The organism is Natronorubrum texcoconense, from assembly GCF_900100335.1.
Classification (GTDB): domain Archaea; phylum Halobacteriota; class Halobacteria; order Halobacteriales; family Natrialbaceae; genus Natronorubrum; species Natronorubrum texcoconense.
Genome location: NZ_FNFE01000001.1, coordinates 215,280 through 235,818, shown reverse-complemented (window position 1 = coordinate 235,818; position 20,539 = coordinate 215,280). Strand labels below are relative to the sequence as shown.

Annotated in this window: 16 protein-coding genes; 11 read left to right on the top strand and 5 right to left on the bottom strand. The window is 64.3% G+C overall.

Going from position 1 to position 20,539, the window contains the following annotated elements; genetic code table 11:
* Nucleotides 1-20: 20 nt before the first annotated feature.
* From BLT08_RS01035 to BLT08_RS01020, 4 genes are all read right to left on the bottom strand, one after another.
* Nucleotides 21-1,625: an HTTM domain-containing protein gene (locus BLT08_RS01035; RefSeq protein ID WP_090302949.1), complete on the bottom strand. Its 1,605-nt coding sequence runs from the start codon at nt 1,623-1,625 to the stop codon at nt 21-23.
* A 393-nt stretch (nt 1,626-2,018) separates the two neighbouring features.
* Nucleotides 2,019-2,474 carry a pyridoxamine 5'-phosphate oxidase family protein gene (locus BLT08_RS01030; RefSeq protein ID WP_090302948.1) on the bottom strand — a complete coding sequence of 152 codons (456 nt, stop codon included), beginning with the start codon at nt 2,472-2,474 and terminating at the stop codon, nt 2,019-2,021.
* Between the two features lie 119 nt (nt 2,475-2,593).
* Nucleotides 2,594-4,210 (bottom strand): histidine kinase dimerization/phospho-acceptor domain-containing protein, encoded by a 1,617-nt coding sequence (locus tag BLT08_RS01025; protein ID WP_090302947.1) that lies wholly within the window; start codon nt 4,208-4,210, stop codon nt 2,594-2,596.
* A gap of 628 nt (nt 4,211-4,838) precedes the next feature.
* Nucleotides 4,839-5,468 (bottom strand): class I SAM-dependent methyltransferase, encoded by a 630-nt coding sequence (locus BLT08_RS01020; RefSeq protein WP_090302946.1) that lies wholly within the window; start codon nt 5,466-5,468, stop codon nt 4,839-4,841.
* A 174-nt stretch (nt 5,469-5,642) separates the two neighbouring features.
* Here BLT08_RS01020 and BLT08_RS01015 point away from each other — a divergent pair, with 174 nt between their 5' ends.
* The 8 genes from BLT08_RS01015 to BLT08_RS00985 all read left to right on the top strand — a co-directional run bounded on the left by BLT08_RS01015 (nt 5,643) and on the right by BLT08_RS00985 (nt 16,270).
* Nucleotides 5,643-7,130: a sensor histidine kinase gene (locus BLT08_RS01015; protein WP_090302945.1), complete on the top strand. Its 1,488-nt coding sequence runs from the start codon at nt 5,643-5,645 to the stop codon at nt 7,128-7,130.
* Between the two features lie 138 nt (nt 7,131-7,268).
* Nucleotides 7,269-8,363, top strand: a complete 1,095-nt coding sequence (locus tag BLT08_RS01010; RefSeq protein ID WP_090302944.1) for an ABC transporter ATP-binding protein — start codon at nt 7,269-7,271, stop codon at nt 8,361-8,363.
* Nucleotides 8,360-9,235, top strand: coding sequence for an ABC transporter permease (locus tag BLT08_RS01005; protein ID WP_090302943.1), 876 nt, complete (start codon nt 8,360-8,362; stop codon nt 9,233-9,235). The genes BLT08_RS01010 and BLT08_RS01005 overlap by 4 nt, the downstream gene beginning before the upstream one ends.
* Before the next feature lie 311 nt (nt 9,236-9,546).
* Nucleotides 9,547-10,887, top strand: coding sequence for an FAD-dependent oxidoreductase (locus BLT08_RS01000; RefSeq protein ID WP_090302942.1), 1,341 nt, complete (start codon nt 9,547-9,549; stop codon nt 10,885-10,887).
* A gap of 138 nt (nt 10,888-11,025) precedes the next feature.
* Nucleotides 11,026-12,825, top strand: a complete 1,800-nt coding sequence (locus BLT08_RS00995) for a cation:proton antiporter (RefSeq protein WP_090302941.1) — start codon at nt 11,026-11,028, stop codon at nt 12,823-12,825.
* Nucleotides 12,818-14,467: a cation:proton antiporter gene (locus BLT08_RS00990; protein ID WP_090302940.1), complete on the top strand. Its 1,650-nt coding sequence runs from the start codon at nt 12,818-12,820 to the stop codon at nt 14,465-14,467. Before BLT08_RS00995 ends, BLT08_RS00990 begins: the two co-directional genes overlap by 8 nt.
* 26 nt (nt 14,468-14,493) lie before the next feature.
* A complete protein-coding gene (locus BLT08_RS23535; RefSeq protein ID WP_281245239.1) occupies nt 14,494-14,619 on the top strand; it encodes a hypothetical protein in 126 nt (41 codons plus the stop codon).
* A 52-nt stretch (nt 14,620-14,671) separates the two neighbouring features.
* A complete protein-coding gene (locus tag BLT08_RS00985; protein WP_090302939.1) occupies nt 14,672-16,270 on the top strand; it encodes a GMC family oxidoreductase in 1,599 nt (532 codons plus the stop codon).
* A 34-nt stretch (nt 16,271-16,304) separates the two neighbouring features.
* Here the strand turns inward: BLT08_RS00985 and BLT08_RS00980 are convergent, their stop codons facing one another.
* Complete coding sequence (locus tag BLT08_RS00980) at nt 16,305-17,102, bottom strand: helix-turn-helix transcriptional regulator (protein WP_090302938.1); 798 nt, start codon at nt 17,100-17,102, stop codon at nt 16,305-16,307.
* A 256-nt stretch (nt 17,103-17,358) separates the two neighbouring features.
* Between BLT08_RS00980 and BLT08_RS00975 the strand changes: the two genes are divergently transcribed.
* The 3 genes from BLT08_RS00975 (at nt 17,359) to BLT08_RS00965 (ending at nt 20,508) form a co-directional block, all read left to right on the top strand.
* Nucleotides 17,359-18,345 (top strand): DMT family transporter, encoded by a 987-nt coding sequence (locus BLT08_RS00975; RefSeq protein ID WP_090303893.1) that lies wholly within the window; start codon nt 17,359-17,361, stop codon nt 18,343-18,345.
* Nucleotides 18,346-18,700: 355 nt separating this feature from the next.
* On the top strand, nt 18,701-19,777 hold the full coding sequence (locus tag BLT08_RS00970; RefSeq protein WP_090302937.1) for a Vms1/Ankzf1 family peptidyl-tRNA hydrolase: 1,077 nt from the start codon (nt 18,701-18,703) through the stop codon (nt 19,775-19,777).
* A 146-nt stretch (nt 19,778-19,923) separates the two neighbouring features.
* Nucleotides 19,924-20,508, top strand: coding sequence for a hypothetical protein (locus BLT08_RS00965; protein ID WP_090302936.1), 585 nt, complete (start codon nt 19,924-19,926; stop codon nt 20,506-20,508).
* Nucleotides 20,509-20,539: the final 31 nt, after the last annotated feature.

The window sequence follows — 20,539 nt, the reverse complement described above, 5'->3', positions numbered from 1 at the left end:
ACGGTCGGCATCGATCCTCATCACTCAGGCGGCGCGATCTCTCGAGGCTCGTTATCGCCGCAGCCATGGGCGTAGAACGGGTATATCTCCGTGTCACGGTCCGCCGGCTCGTCGATCGTCTCGAGCGTCACGTCCTCGACGACGTAGTACATATTGACGTGCGTAAGTTCCTCGCCGTGATCGTCCTGCCACGTCGTACAGAGGTGTTCCGCGAGCGTCGCCGAGACGATGTCGTTGGGACCGCCGCTCCTGACGCTGTTCATGTAGAACCGTTCCCGATAGGTCCCGAACTGTTGCTGGAGTTCGTCGTGCGGCCGTTCGTACGTAACCGCCCGATCGTTGTAGACGTCGATCGGATCGCCGTCGGCCGTCGCCGCCGAGAAGACGTAGTACCGGTCGGAGGTTCGCGGATGGGGTGCGAAGACGCTCCACTCCGGCTGATTCACGCCGATGATCGCCGCGGTGTCGTCGACTCGCTCCTTGGGACCGCCCTCGTCGTCGACGAAGCCGGCGATCGGCAGGTTTGCCACCGCCGGAATCACCAGGACGGACACGACTGCAATGGCCAGCACGAGCGTCGAGAGACCCGACGTGAGCCGCGTTCGGGTTTCGGAGTCGAATCCGAACTGGGGGAAGCGGGAGGCGACTCGCTCGAGTTCGGCTCGAGGCGACGCGAATCGACCGCTATCGACGGGGACGGAGCGACGCACGGCGGACAGATCGTCCCAGAACGACGTCTGTAGGAAGAGGACCAATCCCATCATCGAGACGTAGGGAAACGCGCCGATTCGGACCGTGATCGCGAAGGAGGCGTGTCCGCCGATGAACATCGCGACGAGGAGCGTTCGGGCCCGCCCGCGGAGGAGCAAGAGGAGCCACGAGAACAGCAGCATGTAGTACCACGTCAGCCCGCCGTACTGGAGGAGCGTCGGGAAGTTTCGCGTGAACTCGCCGAGAAGGAACGTCGTGTTGTCGAGCCCCATAATCAGGGGCGTGGCCTCGCCGCCGGTCCACAGTTCGGACTCCGTCTTGTGGTAGCCGTTGTGGAAATACATGTAGACGATCTGGGCCAGTATCGCGGCGGAGGCGAGGCTGGTGACCCCCGGTCTCAGTTCCGATTCGGCGTGGAGGGCGTCGACGGACCACCGTTCCCCCAGTGGCAGGAAAATAGCCCAGAACAGCAACAGTCGGAAGAGCACGTCGGCGTAGCTGAGCACTAACGGGTTGTGGTGGTCCAGCGAGACGACGAGCAGGAAGGAGAGGACGGTCGCAAGCGTCGTCTTGTAGCCGACGATGAGTTGGAGCGCGACCAGGAGTTGCACGACGAACAGGGCCGCGATGATCGTCGAATCCGTCGTGAGATAGTAGACCGAGAACGCGTTGTCGACCGTCAGCTCCGTCGCCACCGACTGGGGAACGACGCCGTCTTCGGTGTAGAAGAACGCGAAGTTTCGCGATCGAAGCAGGATGTCCGCGACGATGAGCGCGCCGGCGACGATGCGAAAGACGGCCAGCGACCGCGTATCGATCCGGACCCACCCCGGGTCGATGTAAGTTGAATTCCGCACCCGCTCTCGAACGCCGGTCGAGCGTGTCGCGAAGAGAACGAGTATGGTTCGAAGCATCTAACCGACTACAGCGTTCGATCTTGCCCTTCCGTTCGGTGCGTGCTGGTCGCCATGTACGGCTGGCATGGCAGTTCCCCGCTGTAGAGAGAGGTGGGTTTCGACCGTAGCTGTTTGGGTCGCTCTACCAAAGGTCACGGAGTACACCAGCGCACGCTGCACACCCATATGGGGGCACCTACACGACCGTTGTTATCGAGGTACTACCGCCTCGAGAGAGCGAGTTCCGGGCTCCCCTCGAGAGACGAATATCGTCCGCAGTGGATCGCGTCTCGAGATCGCTGTGGCTGGAAACCGGGCCGTACTCATCACCTAGGAGGTGTGTTTTCGAGCGCGACTCGAGCGGATTCGAACCTGCATGTCGAACGAAGCGATGGGCGACCGGCTTCCAGGTCAGCCGTCGGTGTCCGACCCCATCCGATCCGAAAAGTCCCAGCTGTAGATCTCCCGCGGTTCGATCCGAATACGGACCTCGTCGCGATCGTCTGCCAGCAACCACCTGGCGAGCGAGGGGTCGTCCCCGCCGAGGTAGCGCTCGACGAGATCCCGCAGGACCGCCTTGCCGTCGTCGTCCGAGATCGTGACGGTTCCGTTTCCTCTGATCCCGCGGTATGGAATCCGATTCGTCGAAATATCGAACGCGACGTCCCGGTCGTTGCGGAGAAAGCCTACCACGTCCGCGCTCGCCTGCGTCGCACACTCGAGCGCGCCGTCGCGATAGCGATACCACAGCGTCACGAGCCACAGCGAGCCGTCGGGCCGATGGGTGGCGATTCGGACCGGGATTTCCGCCTCTCGGAGGAACGCCTCGACTCCGTCTGCGCCCCAGCTCCCGCGGTAGGTAGTCATACGTCTCCGTTCGTGAAGCAGCCGAATAAGTTCATCCGCCGTCAGTCCGGTCGCACTGCTCGCCCTTCACCCAGTCGTGGATGAACCCACCCACTCAGTCCAGTTCGAGGGGCGTACCGTCACGAGTCGGAGAGTCGGTCGTCGTCGGTCGGAGCGGAGACCAGCATCGACACGAGATCCGACACGGACGGCGGACGCTGGATGAACAGTTTCCCACCGAGTGCGTACTGGCTGTCGGTCACCACCGATCCGCTATCGACGAGGACGACCGGCAGCCTGCGCCCGCGCTGTCGTTGTCGGAGCGTCCGGACGACCTCCAGTTCCCGATCGGTGAGATCGGTGACGCGAACCAGCGCGAGATCGTAGGGGCCGGTCTGCGAGCCGGCCTGGACGCTCTCGAGTTGATCGAGTGCCGTCACCTCCCAAGGGTCAGGAATCTCGGCTATCGGCTCCTCGGACGCCGTCGTATCGAACACCAGCAGGCGAAGGTGTTCGTCCTCGTCCACCCCGAGTACCAGTTCGATCGCCTCCGCGATCGCCGTCGAACGCTCGGGAACGTACGCGGAGGCGCCGAGTTGTATCAGCCCGCCCGGCTCGTCGCGAAGGAACGACACCACCCTGATCGTCGTCTCCTCGGTCCCCGCCTCACGACGGATCGTCTCCGCGATGGCGACGCCGTTTTCGACCTCCGCATCGGTGTTGGCGTCGGAGGCGTTGCCGATCGCAAACAGCTCGGCGAGGAGCGTCGAGGACGGCGTCCGGCGGATCGCCTCCCGAGCAGCCTCGCGATCGTCGGCGATCGTCACGTCGTAGTCCAGCCCCTCGAGCTGTGCTGCAAGCGACGTCCCCAGTCCGTCGTCGATGGAGAGAAGGACGAACGGTCCGTCGACGGCATCCGAAACGGCGACTGGATCGCCGGCAGGGACCCCACTTCGGCCGGCGCGCACGTTCGCCAGCCCCGTGTCGAACGACGACGTCAGCGCCTCGATCGCGGCGTCGAGATCGGTCGCCTTTCGCCGAACGACCCCTGCGACCGCTCGCTGTTCGTCGGTGAGCGGTCCGACGTCCTCGTTGACGAGGAGTTCGGCGTAGCCGATAACCGCCGTCAACGGCGTCCGGAGATCGTGTGCCGTCTGCTCGAGAACGTCCTCCTGAAAGTCGGTAAACGAGGTGAGGGTGTCCACCATCGTCTCGACCTCTCCGCGAAGCGAGAGTTGCTCGAGACGCGATCCGGCGGTCCACCCGAGGAGTTTTGCGAGTTGAACGTCGATCTCGTCGAAGTCGTCCTCGTCTCGGACGAGTTGCAGCACGGTCGTGTCGTCGATCGGTGTCGACAGCGCACAGCCGTTCTCCAGCGGAACGAGACCGTCGGTCGCCGCCTCGAGATCGTCGACCACGACGGTCTCGTTTCGGTCCAGTGCCGTTTCGACTGCCGCACAGATGATGGGGTGTTGTCCGAACTGAACGTCCGGATCCGGCTGTGTACTGGTGACCGTCGTCCAGGTGTCTCCCCGCGAAATCACGACGATGACGTACCGGACGTCGAAGAGATCGTACGCGCCGTCGATCACGTGATTGTACACGGCAGTCTCCGTCGAGCGTTCGACGAATCCGGTCGCGATGTCGTAGAGCTGGTCGAGCCGGTGTGGCGAGACGTCGTCCGGAACGGCGTTCTCGAGGGTGTCGCGGACGTCCGACCCCAACTCGAACTCCTCGTCCGGACCCTCGTCGGTCATCGTGACCGACGCCCCGTTGGCGCCGGCGGTTCGTCCGTGTCGAGCGAGGAGCTCACGGTCGGCGTGTCGGATAGCTCGACGAGTCGAGCGAGCGTCGAACGGGACCGTCGCTGGTTGAGGTGGTGTGTTACCCGTGGAGCGTCGTCAGTGGTCGTGATCATCGGTCGATGTAAATCGGTGTCTGGTGTGGCTATCGTGGGTCGCAGTGGCGTATGTCGTGGTTTGTGTCTCGAAGCGATCTCTCGGACTGTTCGGTCGCCCTTTACGTGTTTCAAGGATCCGAAGGCACACAATGGTATCGTCACGACAACTGACGTGTTCGCCCGTCACGGCGAACGCACCGGTGATGAGTAGGCACGGGTCTCTTCGAGATGAGAGCCAGCCATCGATCGGACGCCGCTCTCGTGATCGCTGCGTCGCCAGGGAAGTAACTCACGCCCTCAGATACTGCGACACTGATACGGGCCCGCTGACTCGTCGACCGCGTCAATAATGGTCTTGGAAGCTGGCCTCACACGAGTGTGAACTGCCTCAGGGCCGAAGCCCGAGAAACCCCTTGAACCGCCGATAGACGGCGCCACACGGGAACGCACCGTTTGCCGTGAGGACTCACCCAGTTACGCCCGGCTCACTCCGCCGTCGAGCGGAACGTTCGAACGGTATCCCGCTTGCCCGACTCGGCGTCGACTTCGACGAACGCGAACTCGGTGAACACCTGGTTCCAGTTGCGGTGGTACAGGGGGAACTCGTCGTTCACGTAAGTCACGTCGGGGTCGGCCGACTGCGCTGAATCGCTCTCGGCTTCGCCCTCGTTCTCGACCGTGATGAGGAGGTCGTCGGTAATGCGCGCGAGATCCTCGAAGACCCACTCGACGTCCGGATGCAGATGCTGGAGCGTCTCGACCGAGTAGACGACGTCGAACTGGTTCTCCTCGAAATCGTCGACGACGGCTTCGATCCGGTCGTGGTAGAACGTTCCCTCGGCGGCGAGTTCGGGGTACGTCTCCGCCATCACGTCGAACGCGTCGTTGTTGACGTCGATTCCCGCCAGGGTTTCGAAACCGTGTTCGTACAGGTGTGCCAGGTGACGACCGGAGCTACAGCCGAGTTCGAGGATAGCCGCGTCTCGGTCGACGAACCGCTCGAGCGTGTCACAGATGGTCTCGCTCGTCTCGTTCGGCCCGTAGTAGGCGTAATATTCTGGCGAGTACTCTCCGGACCGTTCCGCCCATCGTCGACTAACTACCTTCGAATCCACGTCTCACATCGTCGGCGGACACGTAAACGCTCGTCGGACCCGTCCGAATTCTGAGAGCCTAGTCTCGACTCGGTACAACCATCCGAGGGACTGACGGTCCGAAAGCGACGATAGCGTCACCAACCGACCGTCAGTTTACGAGGGTTTATTTATCCCAGTAGCGACTACGACGCAATGAGCGAGCGGAGGGAGACAACGGAGTCAGGGTTTTGGGCGGAAACGGACCGAGACGGTGCACTCCGGCGTTTCCGGACGCTCGTCAACACCATCGACGACGGCATCTACCAACTCGATCCGTCGGGACGGTTCGTCGCCGTCAACGACGTAATCGTCGAGGCGACCGGGTATGCCAGAGCCGAGTTGCTCGGCGAACACGTTTCGCTCGTACTCTGTGAGGACGACATCTCGCGCATAGAGGCGGCGATCCGACGGGCGCTCGAGACCGACGTCGACCCGCCGACGCTCGAACTCGAGATCGAGACCGCGGCTGGGAACGCGCTGCCCTGCGAACTACGATGCAACTGTCTCGTCGAGGACGGCGAGTTTCGAGGGACCGTCGGCGTCGTCCGCGACGTGAGTACGGTCGCCGCTCGCGTCGAACGAGCGCGGAAGCTCTCGCAGTACGAGCGGATCGTCGAGACGGTCGAAGACGGAATCTACGTGCTCGACGAGGAGTATCGATTCGCCGTCGTCAACGAGGCCTACGTCGAGATGACGGGCTACCCGCGCGAAACGCTGCTCGGCTCGCACTGTTCGCTCGTGGTCGGCGACGAGGTGTCGGCCGAGGCCGCAGAGCGATCGCTGGAGACGGTCGACGGTCAGGAGGCGGCGACCATCGAGGCCGAGATCCTGCGAGGGAACGGCGATCGACTCCCGGCCGAGAGCCGATTCACCGCGCTCACGTCGGACGCCGGCGAGTACGAGGGAACGATCGGCGTCGTTCGCGACGTCACCGACCGCAAGGCACGAGAACGCGCGCTGCGGGAGTCGAACGAGCGACTCGAGCAGTTCGCGTACGCCGCCAGCCACGACCTCCAGGAGCCGCTGCGGATGGTCTCGAGCTACCTTCAATTGCTCGAGCGCCGCTACGGCGACGAACTCGGCGCTGACGGCCGGGAGTTCGTCGAGTTCGCCGTCGACGGCGCCGAACGGATGTCGGACATGATCGAGGGACTACTCCAGTACGCTCGCGTCGAGACCCAGGGCGACTCGTTCGAGTCGGTCGAGTTGGACGCGCTGTTCGACGACGTGCTGGACGACCTGGCGATACAGATCGACGAGCGCGGCGCCGAGATTACCGTGTCGTCGCTGCCTCGAGTGGACGGCGATGCCGACCAGCTTCGACAGGTGTTCCAGAACCTGTTGTGTAACGCGATCACCTACGGCGGGGAACGTCCGCGAGTAGCGATAACCGCCGAGGCGGACGGGCCGAAACGGGTGATCGCAGTTCGTGACGACGGGATCGGTATCGATCCGGCACACCACGATCGGATCTTCGAGGTGTTCCGACGGTTACACGGCCCCGACGAATACGATGGAACCGGAATCGGGCTCGCGCTCTGTCAGCGCGTCGTCGATCGACACGGCGGCGAGATCTGGGTCGACTCCGCGCCCGACGAGGGGTCGACGTTCTTCGTGGCGCTACCGGCAACTCGAGCGTAAAAGGGTCTCCCGTCGACTCAGTCGGGGAACGGACCGATGGGACGATGATAGGCGAACGCGACACCGAACGTCGGTTTTCGCCGGGACTGCCTGATCTGGAAGGGAGGCGTATTTTAGCTCGGATCCCGTACCGACGCTATGTCGAACGACCGATCGGTAGCGGATGCTGAAACTCAGCGCGAGCAGTCGCGACAGGGAGCGGTGGACCGAACGACGCCGACGACGGCCCCATCCATCGAGATCGACGGCCTCGAGTTGACCTACGGCGACGGAACGGCGGCGGTCGACGGCGTCGATCTGACGGTCGCAGACGGCGAGTTCTTCGGATTTTTGGGGCCTAACGGCGCGGGCAAGACGACCGCGATCAAGGTTCTCGCGACGCTCCTCTCGCCGACCGCCGGCGAGGTGCGGGTCAACGGGTTTGACGTCCGAGCGGAGCCGCGAAAGGTCCGCGAGTCGATCGGCTACATGGCCCAGGAGACGAGCATCGATCCGGAGCTCACCGCCGAGGAGAACATCCGGTTCGCCTGTGAGGCCTACGGTGTTCCCCGCAGTAAGCGCGACGATCGAACCGCCGAACTGCTCGATCTCGTCGACCTCACCGCCGTCGCCGACAAACGCTCGGAGGGGTTCTCCAGCGGGATGAAAAAGCGTCTCGACGCCGCGACGGCGCTGGTTCACCGGCCGCCGCTGGTCTTTCTGGACGAGCCGACCACCGGGCTGGACCCGAATGCGCGCAATCGACTGTGGGAGTACTTTCGGCGGATCAACGCTCGCGGGACGACGGTGTTCCTGACGACGCAGTACTTAGAGGAGGCCGATCAGCTCTGCGAGCGGCTGGCGGTGATCCTCGACGGCGGGATCGTCGCCGACGGCTCGCCGGACGAGTTGAAACGGCAGGTCGGGGGCGACGTGCTCGACATCGAGTTGCAAGACGGCGAGGATGCCAGAGCGCGGGCCGTCGAGATCGCCGGGAAGTTCGATGCCTTCGAGGATGCGATCGTCGAGGGGACGGAAACAGGGATCAGCGTCACCGCGAAAACGGCCCGTGAATCCGGAACGGATCTCCTCGTCGCGCTTCGGGACGCGGGGCTGACGGTCACCGGATTCAACGTCCGCGCTCCGACGCTGGACGACGTGTTTCTCGCGATTACCGGCGAACGTGTCGATATCGAGTCGACGGCCGGTGGCGTCGAGACGGAAGCCGCCGCTGGAACGGAGGAGACGTCGTGAGTGGCGAGACACAGTCGGCCGACCACGAGATTCCGCGCTCGTCCAACACGTTCGCCGGGGACGTCTGGGTCAACTTCAAGCGCTGGAACCTCAAGGCCGTCCGAAACCCGTTCGTCCTCGTTGTCTCGCTCGCACAGCCGTTCATCTTCCTCGTGCTATTCACGGAGGTGTTCGGCAACGTGGCCGGCGGGGCGGTAAGCGAGGGGTTGGGTCCGGGCATCGATTACACCACCTTCCTCGTGCCGGCGATCGCGATTCAGGTCGCACTCGCGTCGGCGGTCACCTCCGGGATCGGGCTGGTCAACGACATCGAGAACGGCATGTTCGAGAAGGTGCTCGTCTCGCCGATGAACCGAACCGCCGTCTTCGTCGGGAAGACGCTCGCCGAGGTGTTCCGTATCGCCCTGCAGATCGCGATCATCCTCGGCCTCGGCGTGCTTCTGGGTGCGGAGATCACGACGGGAGTCGTCGGTGCCCTCGGAATCATCGGCGTCGGTATCGTCTTCTCGTTCTGGTTTATCGCGTTCTCGAACACCCTCGCCGTCTTGACCCGCGATCAGGAGTCGACGATCATCGGCGCGAACCTGTTACAGTTCCCGCTGTTGTTCCTCTCGAGTGCCTTTCTCCCGCTCGAGGTGCTGCCGAACTGGATCCAGCTCTTCGCTCGGATCAACCCCGTCACGTACGGCGTCGACGCGGCGCGTGCGATCATGCTCGACGAAGACGTGATGACCGTCCTCGAGGTGACGGCGTTCGACGGCGCGCTCGACACGATCGTTCCCGCCGTCGCCGTCCTCGCGGGACTTGGCGTCGCGTTCGGCGGGGTGGCCGTCTATCTGCTCTCTCGAGCCTCGAGTTCGGACGTGCGCTGAGCGGAGCGATCCCGGTGCCGCCAGGGATGAGAGACGGTACTGGCGAAACCACTGCCGGTTGGTTGCAGGGACCGTGTTGGAGCATCGGTCGGCCGCGGTGAGCACCCGTCGTGTATATGTCTGCGTTCATATACGAAAGGAACAGACTCTACAGCGACGGCCCGTCGAACGGCTCGTACCGGTCGCAGTTCGGCCGCCGAAATCGAGGGTGTCGATACCCCGTTCGTCGATTACCGAAAACCCGTTCGAAAAAATATGAGTTATCTGTGCGGAGTCGCGAGGTCCGGGTAGGGTATATAACAGAACCAATCATGTCTGGCAAATACGACCTCGTTATCGTCGGTGGTGGGATCAGTGGGGCCTCCCTTCTGTACACGACTGCAAAATTCTCCGATATCGACTCCATCGCGCTGGTCGAAAAGGAGCCGTCGATCGCAGCGATCAATACGGATCACACGAACAACTCTCAGACGCTCCACTTCGGAGACATCGAGACGAACTACACGCTCGAGAAGGCCGAAGACGTCAAGGAGGGCGCCGAGCTCCTCGCGGGCTACCTGGAGAACCACGACCCCGATCGGGAGATGCACGACAAACGCAGCAAGATGGTGCTCGGGGTCGGTGACGAGGAGGTCGAGCAGCTCGAGCGCCGATTCGAGGCGGAAGGGTTCGGCGATCTCTTCCCGAAACTTCGAGCGATCGGCCGCGAGGAGATCGCAGAGATCGAACCGAAGGTCGTCGAGGGCCGCGATCCCTCGAAGGAGATGCTCGCGCTCCAGACCTCGGACGGCTACGTCGTCGACTACGGCGAGACGACGCGCTCGCTCGTCGAGCAGGCCGACGAGGAACCGAACGTGGACGTTTTCACCGGAACCGAAGTCAAAGATATCACGCCCACGCTCGACGGCTACACGATCGAGACGAACAACGGGCGGTTCGACTGTGACACGACCGTCGTCGCCGCCGGTTCGCACAGCCTCCAGATCGCGAAGGAACTCGGCTACGGGCAGGATAAGGTGTTGCTCCCCATCGCCGGGAGTTTCTTCCTGGCGAACGATCTCCTGAACGGGAAGGTGTACACGCTCCAGATGAAGAAGCTGCCGTTCGCCGCGGTTCACGGCGACGCCGACGTTCACGACCCCAGCGTCACCCGATTCGGGCCGACCGCGAAACTCGTCCCGACGCTGGAGCGCGGCCGCATCTCGACCGTGAAGGACTTCCTCGACGTGTTCGGGCTGAACGCGGCGGCGTTTCTCAGCTACGGGAACATTCTCTCCGATCGCATTCTCCTCCCGTACGTGCTGCGAAACCTCGTCTACGACGTCCCGGAGGTCGGCCCGCGACAGTTCCTCCCCCACGTCCAGAAGGTCGTCCCGAGCGTCGAACTCGAGGATATTCAGCGCGCCAAAGGGTACGGTGGCGTCCGTCCCCAGATCGTCGACACGAAGACGAAGTCCCTCGACATGGGCGAGGCGAAACTCGTCGGCGACGATATCATCTTCAACATTACGCCGTCGCCGGGCGCGTCGACGTGTCTGAAAAACGCGCTCCAGGACACACAGCAGGTCCTCGAGTTCCTCGACGGCGAGTACGAGTTCGACGAGGAGGCGTTCCGCGCGGAGACGATCGACAACTTCCCCCGCGCGGCGTAGACGTCGCGACGGCGGGATGCGGGCTACGGTATTCCAGTTTTCACGCGGGATGTGTGCAGCGCCAACGCTTTTCCGACAGTATCGGGTATCCCGATTTGAACGGCGTCGAGTCGTCGCAACTACGATATCGGTTGGATCATGTCTCTCGGAGGAATCGCACTGGCAACGGATTTCGCGTTGCTCATCGTGGCCGCGGCCGTCCTCAGCTACGCCGCCAGACTGACCAAACAGCCGACGATCGTCGCCTACGTCCTGACGGGAGTCGTCGTCGGGCCGATCGGACTCGGCATCGTCGCCGAGGACCAACTGATCGAGATCGTCGCCGAACTCGGTCTCGGCTTCCTGCTGTTCTTGCTCGGCATCGAGATGCGATTCGACGACATTCGAGAGATCATGCGCCCCGTCGGGGCGATCGCGCTCGGGCAGGCCGTGTTGCAGGCGATCGCATCCACGGGCGTCGCCCTCTTGCTCGGCTTCACGCTCTATCAGTCGCTGATGATCGCGCTCGCGACGACGTTCGGTGCGACGCCGATCATCGTTAAAGTGCTCGGAGACAAGGACGATCTGAAGGAACTGTACGGGAAGGTCGACGTCGGGATCCTCATCTTCCAGGACATCTACCTCGTCATGGCGCTCGCGATCCTCTCCGTCGGCGCCGTCGACAACGTCGGCGAGATCGCGTTCAGCATCGGTCGCGTCCTCCTCCTGATGGGCGTCATCGGCGTCGTCGCCTACCTCGCGAGCAACTACCTCCTCCCCGCACTGCTCCGGGCCAGCGCCGCCAACAAGAGCACCCTCTTCACCGTCGGCATCGCCTGGGCGTTCCTCTTCATCTTCGCCGCCGAGAGCCTCGACCTCTCCATCGAGATCGGCGCGTTCCTCGCGGGCCTCGCGCTCGCACAGCTTCCCTACAGCACGGAGCTCAAGGAACGAATGCGTCCGGCGACGAACTTCTTCATCGCGATCTTCTTCGCGAGCATCGCCCTCCAGATGGAGGTCGACCAGCTATTGGCCTACTGGCAGGAGGCGATCGCCGCGGCGTTCCTCCTGATCGTGATCAACTTCTTCATCGTCTTCGGGCTGTTCTACAGCCAGCGCTTCGACATCGAGACCTCCTTCCTCGGCACGATCTCGATGCTCCAGGTGAGCGAGTTTTCGCTGGTGCTGGGCGCGCTCGCAGTCGATCAAGGATTCATCGACGAGGGGATCCTCGGCTTCCTCAGCCTGATGGCGCTGATCACGATGCCGATCTCGACGTACTACGTCATCTACAACAGACAGATCTACGCCTTCGTCAGGCCCTATCTCGAGCGACTCGAGCGCGAGGACACCGTCGAGGCTCAGCCGGTCGAGTACGCTGATCACGCAGTGATCATCGGCTACAGTCGGCTCTCCAGTGAACTCGCAGCGGTGCTCGAGGACGACGTCGACGAGATCGTCTTCGTCGAGGACCGCGCCGAGTACGTCGGGGAACTGATGAACGCCGAACACGGCTTCATCTTCGGCAACGCCAGACACGGCGATATCCGCCAGGAAGCGAACCTCTCCGGCGCCGAGGTGCTCGTCAGCGTCGCCCAGCGAGCCGACGTCAACCTCCGTCTGGTCGAGGACAGCCCCGACACGCTCTCGATCGTTACCGCGACGACCGAGGACGAGGCGGCGGTGCTCCTCGAGAACGGGGCCGACTACGTCGTCCTCGAACGGGGAATCGTCGGCGACGAACTCGCGAACTTACTCGAGACGATCGACGACCGCGAGGCGTTCGAACGGCGGCTCGAGGAACTGAACGCACGGGCTCGAGACCGCTCGCAGCGGGCGGACGAGACGCTCGACCTCGGCCGAGAGGATATCCACTACGACGCCGGCGACGGTGGGGAGTCCAGCGGGTCGTGCCGATCGGACGACGCCGACACGACCGGAGGTGACACCGATGTATGAGATCCTATTCGCACTGACGCTCATCTTCGTCCTCGCAGCCGTCTTGCTGCTCGTCGCCGCCCAGAAGGGGCTGTCGGTGATCCCGTTTTACCTGCTCGCGGGAGCGCTGGCCGGGGCGGCGATCGACGAAACACAGCTGCTCGACCTCGCACAGTGGGGGATCGCCTTCCTCGTCTTCCTCTTCGGGATCCACGTCGACGTGGAGGCGTTCCGGTCGACCGGACGGATCAGCGTCACCGTCGGCCTGCTGCAGGCCTCGATCGTGGGAGCACTGACGTTCGGTCTCGGACTCGCGTTCGGGCTCGATCCGTTGAACGCCGGCTATCTGGGAATCGCCGCCGCGTTGAGTTCGTCGCTCGTGGCGACCAGCTATCTGGACGACGAGAGCGGCGCCCAGCCGACGTACGAACGGCTGGCGGAGTCGATCCACTTCACGGAGGACCTCCTCGGCGTGCTCGCCGTGCTCGGTCTGAGCGCGTTCGTCTACACGGCGGCTCCCGCCTGGGAGCAGATCGCCGTCGGTGGCGGCCTGTTCGCGCTCGCACTCGGAATTCGGTATCTGCTCTTCCACCGACTGACCGCGCGGCTCCAGGGCGACCCGGAGGTGATGATGCTGCTCGGCATCTCCTTCGTCGTCGGGTTCATCGCGCTCGCCGAGGCAGCCGACCTCTCGATCGTCGTCGGCGCGTTCGCCGCCGGCATCGCCATCGCCGACGACTACCCCCACTCGCTCGAGCTAGTCGACACCGTCGACGACCTCGAGGACTTCTTCTCGCCGATTTTCTTCGTCACGCTCGGCGCGTTGCTGACGATTCCGACGCTCGAGACGATCGGCTACACCTTCACGCTGGTCGTCGCGGTCCTGCTTCTCAACCCGCTGCTCGTCGCCTTCATCCTGCTCAGAAGCGGGTTCGACGGTCGAACGGCGATCTTGACCGGTCTCACGCTCGATCAGGTGAGCATCTTCAGCCTCTTCATCGCGCTCGAGGCGTTCGCGGCCGATCAGATCGCACCCCCGGTGTTCGACGCGATCGTCCTCGCGGCCGCCGTCACGATGATCGTCGCGACGTACACGGGTCGTCACGCGGGCGACATCAACCGCTGGCTGCGCGAGCGCGGCCTGATCCGGCTCCTCGGTGAGCCGCTGGGCGATCGCACGCAGGTTGCTGAGGAGCTCGAGGACCACGTCATCATCGTCGACTTCGAACACGGCGGTCGGCAGGTCCTCGACGCGTGCTCGGTCCTCGACCGGCCGACGCTCGTCGTCGAGGACAACCCCGTCCTGTTCGAGGCGATCCGCGACGAGTGTGACAACTACGTCTACGGCGACGTCTCGAACGAACGCGTCTGGGAGTTGGCGCGGCTCGAGGACGCCGCACTCGTCGTCTCGCTCACGCCGGAGCACGACCGCGCCGAAACGGTCGTCGACCTCGAGGCGGACGTTCCGCGGGTCGTCCGCGTCGACTCGACCGAGACCGCCGACGAGTTCCTCGCACGCGGTGTCGCCGGGGTTATCTATCCGGATACGATCGCCGCCGAACGCGTCGGTGAGGACCTCGAGGCGCTACTCGAGGGCGATATCTCTCGCGAGGAGTTCGTCGAACGCGGTCGCAGCCACTTCGAGACGCCGGCCGACGACTGATCAACTCACGCGCCGATAACAGCGCGATGTCCGTGACGGGTTCGAGCCGAGCGGTATCGGTCGACGCGCTCGGTCTCGTTTCGGACGTACTCGAGGAACGGCTCCGCGGTGGTGTCGCCCGACGGCGACGCGCGGCGAGCCGGTATCCGTGAGCGCAACGCGGGGATACGACTATACCGATACCATGACATGTGATAACTCAACATGACCAGGAACGGGAGGGCCTACGAGTACGTGATCGTCGGCGCGGGACCGGCCGGCTGCGTGCTGGCGAACAGACTGTCGGCCGACGGCGACGCAGAGGTGCTGTTACTCGAGGCCGGCGAGCCCGACGAGAACCGGGAGATCGGCGTGCCGGCGGCGTTCTCGGAACTGTTCCAGTCGGGAGTCGACTGGGAGTACTACACCGAACCGCAGCCGGAACTACACGACCGGGAACTGTACTGGCCCCGCGGGAAGACGCTGGGCGGCTCGAGTTCGATCAACGCGATGATCTATATCCGCGGCCAGCCCGAGGATTACGACCGCTGGGCCGAACTGGGCAACGAGGGCTGGGCGTACGAGGACGTGCTACCGTACTTCAAGCGCGCCGAACACAACGAGCGCGGCCCCTCGGAGTACCACGGTATCGGCGGCCCGCGAAACGTGACCGACCTTCGGTCGCCGAACGAACTCACCGAGGCGTTTCTCGAGGCCGGGCAGTCGGTCGGACTGCCGTACAACGAGGACTTCAACGCCGGCGACCAGGCGGGCGTCGGCTACTACCAGGTGACCCAGAAGGACGGGGAACGACACAGCGCGGCGGACGCGTATCTGAAGCCGGTCCTCGAGCGGCCGAACCTGACCGCGGTGACCGGTGCGCGAGTGACTACCGTTCGGTTCGACGGCCGCGAAGCCGTCGGCGTCGAGTACGCCCGCGACGACGCCACCGGTCGTTCCGCGACGGTCGAAGCGACTGAGGAGGTGATCCTCTCCGCCGGCGCGATCAACTCGCCACACCTCCTCCTGTGTTCCGGCGTCGGTCCGGCCGACCACCTCGCCGAGCACGATATCCCCGTCGTCGCGGACCTCCCCGGCGTCGGTCGGAACCTCCAGGATCACCTGCAGGTCGGCGTCAACTACGAGTCGACGAAGCCGGTCACGCTGGCCGACGCGGACTCGCTGTGGAACACGCTCAGATACCTGCTCCGGAAAAGGGGGCCGCTGACCTCGAACGTCGCGGAGGCCGGCGGATTCACGACCGTTTCCGAGGACGCCGAGGTGCCCGAGATCCAGTTCCACTTCGGGCCGACGTTCTTCGTCGAACACGGGTTCGATAACCCCGAAGGCCACGGCTTCTCGCTCGGCGCGCTCCGACTCCGGCCCGACAGCCGCGGCCGGATCTCGCTCCGCTCGGCCGACCCCTTCGACGAACCGGTCATCGATCCCCGGTATCTCACCGAGGGCGACGACCTCGAGGTTCTGCTCGAGGGGATCAAACTGGTTCGTGAGATCTTGCAGGCAGAACCCTTCGACGACTACCGCGGCGAGGAGGTGTTGCCGGGGTCGGACGTCGAGAGCGACGAGGAGTTGATCGACTACATCCGCGAGACCGCCGAAACGCTGTACCACCCCGTCGGGACCTGCAAGATGGGTGACGGCGAGATGGCCGTCGTCGACGACCGCCTACGAGTTCACGGACTCGAGGGACTGCGCGTCGTCGACGCCTCGATCATGCCGACGATCACGAGCGGAAACACGGACGCGCCGACGACGATGATTGCCGAAAAAGCAGCCGACTACGTTCGAGCGGACCGCCGCTGACCGATCGCATCGTATTTTCGACTCCTACTGGGGTTCACTCGAGGGAAACGCCGGCGTCCTCGAGCGCCTCGGCGCGTTCCCAGTAGTCCTCGACCGTCTCCCGTGCCCACGAACGAACGATTTCGTCGTCGGTATCGATCGAGGCGCGCAGGACGCCCTGCTCGTCCCGGACGAGCATGTAGACGACGTCGTCGAGGAGCATGACCGCGAGCGGCACGGTTCCATCGCGGACCCGGACCGAGGCGTCGTCGGCCGCGAGCAGATTCTCGAGTCGGTTCCGAAGCTCCGTGTCCGCTGCGAGCGCGTCGATCGCGCTCCGCGAAAAGACGCCTCTAAACGTCTGCTCGTGGGTTTCGGCGCGTTCCTGGACGACCGTCAGCGTCTGTTCGTTGAACGCGTGCGAAACCGTCCACACCTCGTCGGCGTTCTCGAGCAACTCGAGCAGGCGCGACAGCGGCGCGTTCGGCCGTGTCTGGGTGGGCATCGTGATGGTCGCGTCGGAGAGTCGCTTCAGGTCGAACGTCATCTCGGCGGTCGGCAGGTACTCCACGACCCCCCGGAGGCGCTGCTCGGTCTCGATGATCTCCCGGAGGTCGGTAAAGCCCGACGCGACGAGTCGGCCGGTCGCAGTCGCGACGTACTCGCTTCCCTCGCGGTCGATCCACGACCGTTCACGGAAGTCGCTCAGAATCCGTCCGAGCGTGGCCTGCGAGGCTCCCGTCTCCGCGGCCAGTTCGTTTCGGGAGTGTCCACCCGCCGCGAGCAGTCCCAACACCTCGACGCGGTTCGCCGAGAGCGCGAGGAACTCGATCTCCTCGAGTGCCGATTCCATACGGGTGTGTTCGTCCGTTCCCTGATAGTGCTTTCGCACCGTGAAATTATTTCACGGCACGATAAGATGGCACAAACAGTAACGAGTTTCTTGGCGAGTTCGATTTTCTCGGCACCGTTTCGTTTCCTCGCGTGAAATATTTTCTGAATTAAACTATATGCGTCGGACCCGTACCCGTATACAAGATGAGTTCCTCCACGACGCGCGGCGCGCTCTCGGTACCCCCGACGCGCACGCCCCCAACCGAGGTGAGACCGTGATCGACCGTCGAACGGCCGTCTTCTTCGTCCTCTCGAGTGTCTTCTTCGGCGGAACGTTCGTCGCCGCGAAGGCCGGACTCGAGTACTTCCCGCCGCTGCTGTTCGTGGCGATCCGGTTCGATATCGCGGCGCTCGTCATGCTGGGTTACGTCGCACTCACCGCCTCGTTCGAGGAGCTTCGCCCACGGACGCGCGGCGACGTGGTCGGCATCCTCGCAACCGGTGGCCTCGTGATCGGCCTCTCGAACGCGCTTCTGTTCGTCGGGCAGCAGTACGCCACCAGCGCGGTCGGCGCAATCGTCTTCAGTCTGAACCCGATCCTGACGCCGGTCTTTGCGGCCGTGCTCCTCTCGAACGAGCGCCTCTCGCACCGCGGCGCGTTCGGAATGGTTCTCGGTCTCGTCGGCGTCGCACTCGTGGTCAGCCCCGATCCGGCGATGCTGGTCGGCGGCGACGCGCTCGGTCGCGCCATCCTGTTCGCCGGTGCCGCAAGCGCCGCACTGGGGGCCGTGCTCATCCGCCGCTCCGGCGGGAATGCCACGCTCTCGAGCACCGTTCGCATCGCGTGGGGACTGCCCATCGCCGCGGCGCTCAGTCACGGACTCGCCTGGTCGGCCGGCGAGTCGATGGGATCGATCGCGTGGACGACGGAAGCGCTCGTCGCGCTCGCGTACGTCAGCCTCGTCGCCGGCGTCCTCGCGTACATCGCCTACTTCGGGCTGCTCGAGTCGACCGGTGCGACGCAGGCCAACCTGGTCTTCTACGTCGTTCCGGTCGTCTCGACGATCGGCGGTTGGGCGCTGCTCGGAGAGACCATCGCCCCGCTGGCGGTCGTCGGCTTCCTGACGATCTTCGCCGGCTTCGCCGTCATCGGCAGCGAGTCGAGCGACGTCCGGTCGCTGCTGCCCGAGCGGGTCGTCCGCACACCGGCTGTCGAAGAGTCGCCAGCGAGGGAGGAACCGCGCGGCTACCGATCCGACTGATCGAGTCTCGCAACACATCTCGTTTGGGGGTCGCAGTAGTTACTTTTCACAGCAACGGTCGTAACTGCGACCCGCTTTCTTCGGCCAGCAATCGTATTTTCACTCTGAAATGTAGTTAAAAAGAGGGTCGGAGGGAGTCTCGTTTCAGTTGTCGTCGTACGAGAAACGCCGAAGCGGTGCAGACACGGCTATCGTCCGCTTCAAGAATCAACGAACACCGCGGCTCGAGCGCACCGTTTTGCATGAGTGCGCCGGCCGGTCGCTCAACCGAACACTCCCCGTAGCAGGAGTACTTGCCGACCCCGCGATACGCCGCTCTCGCAGCAGGTCTGGCACTACACGCTCCACCGTATCCATGTCACTCTCGGACTACGAACTCCACGATCGACTCGATCGACTCGCCTCGGCCTCGGCCGACCGCGACATCCTCGTCACGCTCGCCGTCCCGCCAGACGAGTCGATCGGCGAGGCCCGCCAGCCCGTCGAAACCGACTACGCGGAGGCGAGTCAGCTGGACGAACAATCGTTCCCGAAGCCGCTCACCGACGCCCTCGAGAGCGTCCGGAGTCGATTGAACGAGTACGACGAAGTCCCGGAGAACGGCCTCGCGATCTACGCCGGGGCCGCCGACGGTGACCTGCTCACGTCGGTCTTCGACGACCTGCCGGTCCCCATCGACGACTCGGTCTACCGCCACGCCAACGAGTTCGACCTCGAGCCGCTCGAGGCGATCACCGAACCCGAGTCGACCCACGGCCTGCTGGTGGTCGAACGCGGCGGCGCTGCGTTAGGGCTGCTCGACGACGAGGGCGTCGAACCGATCGACACCTTCGAGAGCGAGGTACCCGGAAAGTCGAGCGCCGGCGGCCAGTCCGCCGAGCGGTTCGAACGCGACCGCGAACGGCAGAAACGCGAGTTCTTCGACGAGGTCGCCGAGCGCGCCGAGCGGCAGTTCCTCGGCGACGACCCCGTCGACGGCGTCCTCCTTGGCGGGACGACGGGCACCGTCGAGACCTTTCGGGAGGAAGCCGACCTGGACCACCGACTCGAGGATCGAATCGTCGGCGAGTTCGCCGTCGAATACTCGAGCCAGCAGGGGCTCCACCAGCTCGCGGAGAAGGGGCAGGAGGCGATCGAGGAACGGGACCGCGAAGCCGTCACCGAGACGCTCGACGAGTTCTTCGAGCGGATCGGCGACGACGAACCCGTCGCCTACGGCCACGACGAGGTCGACGACGCACTCGAGTACGACGCCGTCGAGACGCTGTTGCTCTCGACGGCCCTCGAGGGCCCCGACCTCCAGGAGTTCGGCGACCGAACGGAAGCACAGGGCGGCGAAACCGTCGTCGTTCCGGGCGACTTCCCCGACGGGAATCGGTTCGTCGAGGCGTTCGACGGGATGGGCGCGCTGTTGCGGTTCCCGATCGAGTGATCGGTCAGCCATCGGGTCCCGCCTCGGAGTACGGTGATCGCCCCACTCCGAGACCCGTCAGTACGGACGACGTTCACCGGTAACGGCGGGAAGACGGCGGGGACGAATCAGAGCCTTTACGGGCTTTCCCGGCCGTGGAATTACTAATGTGTGCGACTTTCACCGACGATGATGTCGGTAAGCCCGTCGAACGAACCGACGGAAAGGTGATCGGAACGGTCGCCTCGATCGAAACGGAGGGAGCCCACGTCGAACCGGCACCCGACGTCGTCGACCAGATCAAAGCCCGCTTCGACTGGGGCGAGATCGGCGGTCCGTTCATCCTCGACGAGAGCGACGTTCGAGAGATTTCAGACACCCGCGTCCACCTCGCAGACGGGTTCTCGAGGGCGGATTCGGCAACCCCAACGGCGACCGAATCGGCCGACGGATCGGCGGCCGAAGCCGGCGTCGCAAGCGGGTCGGGAGCCGCCGCGACCGAGTCGACCGGCGAGTCGGGCGGCATCGGGCCGTTCAACACCACCTTCCAGATCGGGTGTGCGGTCGTCTCTGGCGTCCTGTTCCTCCTCGCGCTGGCGTTCGGCTGGGCTGGATACGAGGAGACGAGCCTGCTCGCCGTCGGTCCGGAACTGAACATCATCTCCGGCGCGGCCGGTCTCATGCTGGTCGCGTTCTTCGGAGTCGTCGCGCTCGTCATGGCGGTCTACATGGAACCCGGACTCGATCACTGAACGGCAGAACCGAACGCTGCGTCGACTCGAC

Bases quoted from the DNA above. Each gene is read 5' to 3' on its own strand.
- BLT08_RS23535 (WP_281245239.1), top strand. From the start codon at position 14,494: ATGTCCGTGACGGGTTCGAGCCGAGCGGTATCGGTCGACGCGCTCGGT.
- BLT08_RS01015 (WP_090302945.1), top strand. From the start codon at position 5,643: ATGAGCGAGCGGAGGGAGACAACGGAGTCAGGGTTTTGGGCGGAAACG.
- BLT08_RS01010 (WP_090302944.1), top strand. From the start codon at position 7,269: ATGTCGAACGACCGATCGGTAGCGGATGCTGAAACTCAGCGCGAGCAG.
- BLT08_RS00965 (WP_090302936.1), top strand. From the start codon at position 19,924: ATGTGTGCGACTTTCACCGACGATGATGTCGGTAAGCCCGTCGAACGA.
- BLT08_RS01035 (WP_090302949.1), bottom strand. From the start codon at position 1,625: ATGCTTCGAACCATACTCGTTCTCTTCGCGACACGCTCGACCGGCGTT.
- BLT08_RS00990 (WP_090302940.1), top strand. From the start codon at position 12,818: ATGTATGAGATCCTATTCGCACTGACGCTCATCTTCGTCCTCGCAGCC.
- BLT08_RS00980 (WP_090302938.1), bottom strand. From the start codon at position 17,102: ATGGAATCGGCACTCGAGGAGATCGAGTTCCTCGCGCTCTCGGCGAAC.
- BLT08_RS01000 (WP_090302942.1), top strand. From the start codon at position 9,547: ATGTCTGGCAAATACGACCTCGTTATCGTCGGTGGTGGGATCAGTGGG.
- BLT08_RS00985 (WP_090302939.1), top strand. From the start codon at position 14,672: ATGACCAGGAACGGGAGGGCCTACGAGTACGTGATCGTCGGCGCGGGA.
- BLT08_RS01025 (WP_090302947.1), bottom strand. From the start codon at position 4,210: ATGACCGACGAGGGTCCGGACGAGGAGTTCGAGTTGGGGTCGGACGTC.
- BLT08_RS01030 (WP_090302948.1), bottom strand. From the start codon at position 2,474: ATGACTACCTACCGCGGGAGCTGGGGCGCAGACGGAGTCGAGGCGTTC.
- BLT08_RS00970 (WP_090302937.1), top strand. From the start codon at position 18,701: ATGTCACTCTCGGACTACGAACTCCACGATCGACTCGATCGACTCGCC.
- BLT08_RS00995 (WP_090302941.1), top strand. From the start codon at position 11,026: ATGTCTCTCGGAGGAATCGCACTGGCAACGGATTTCGCGTTGCTCATC.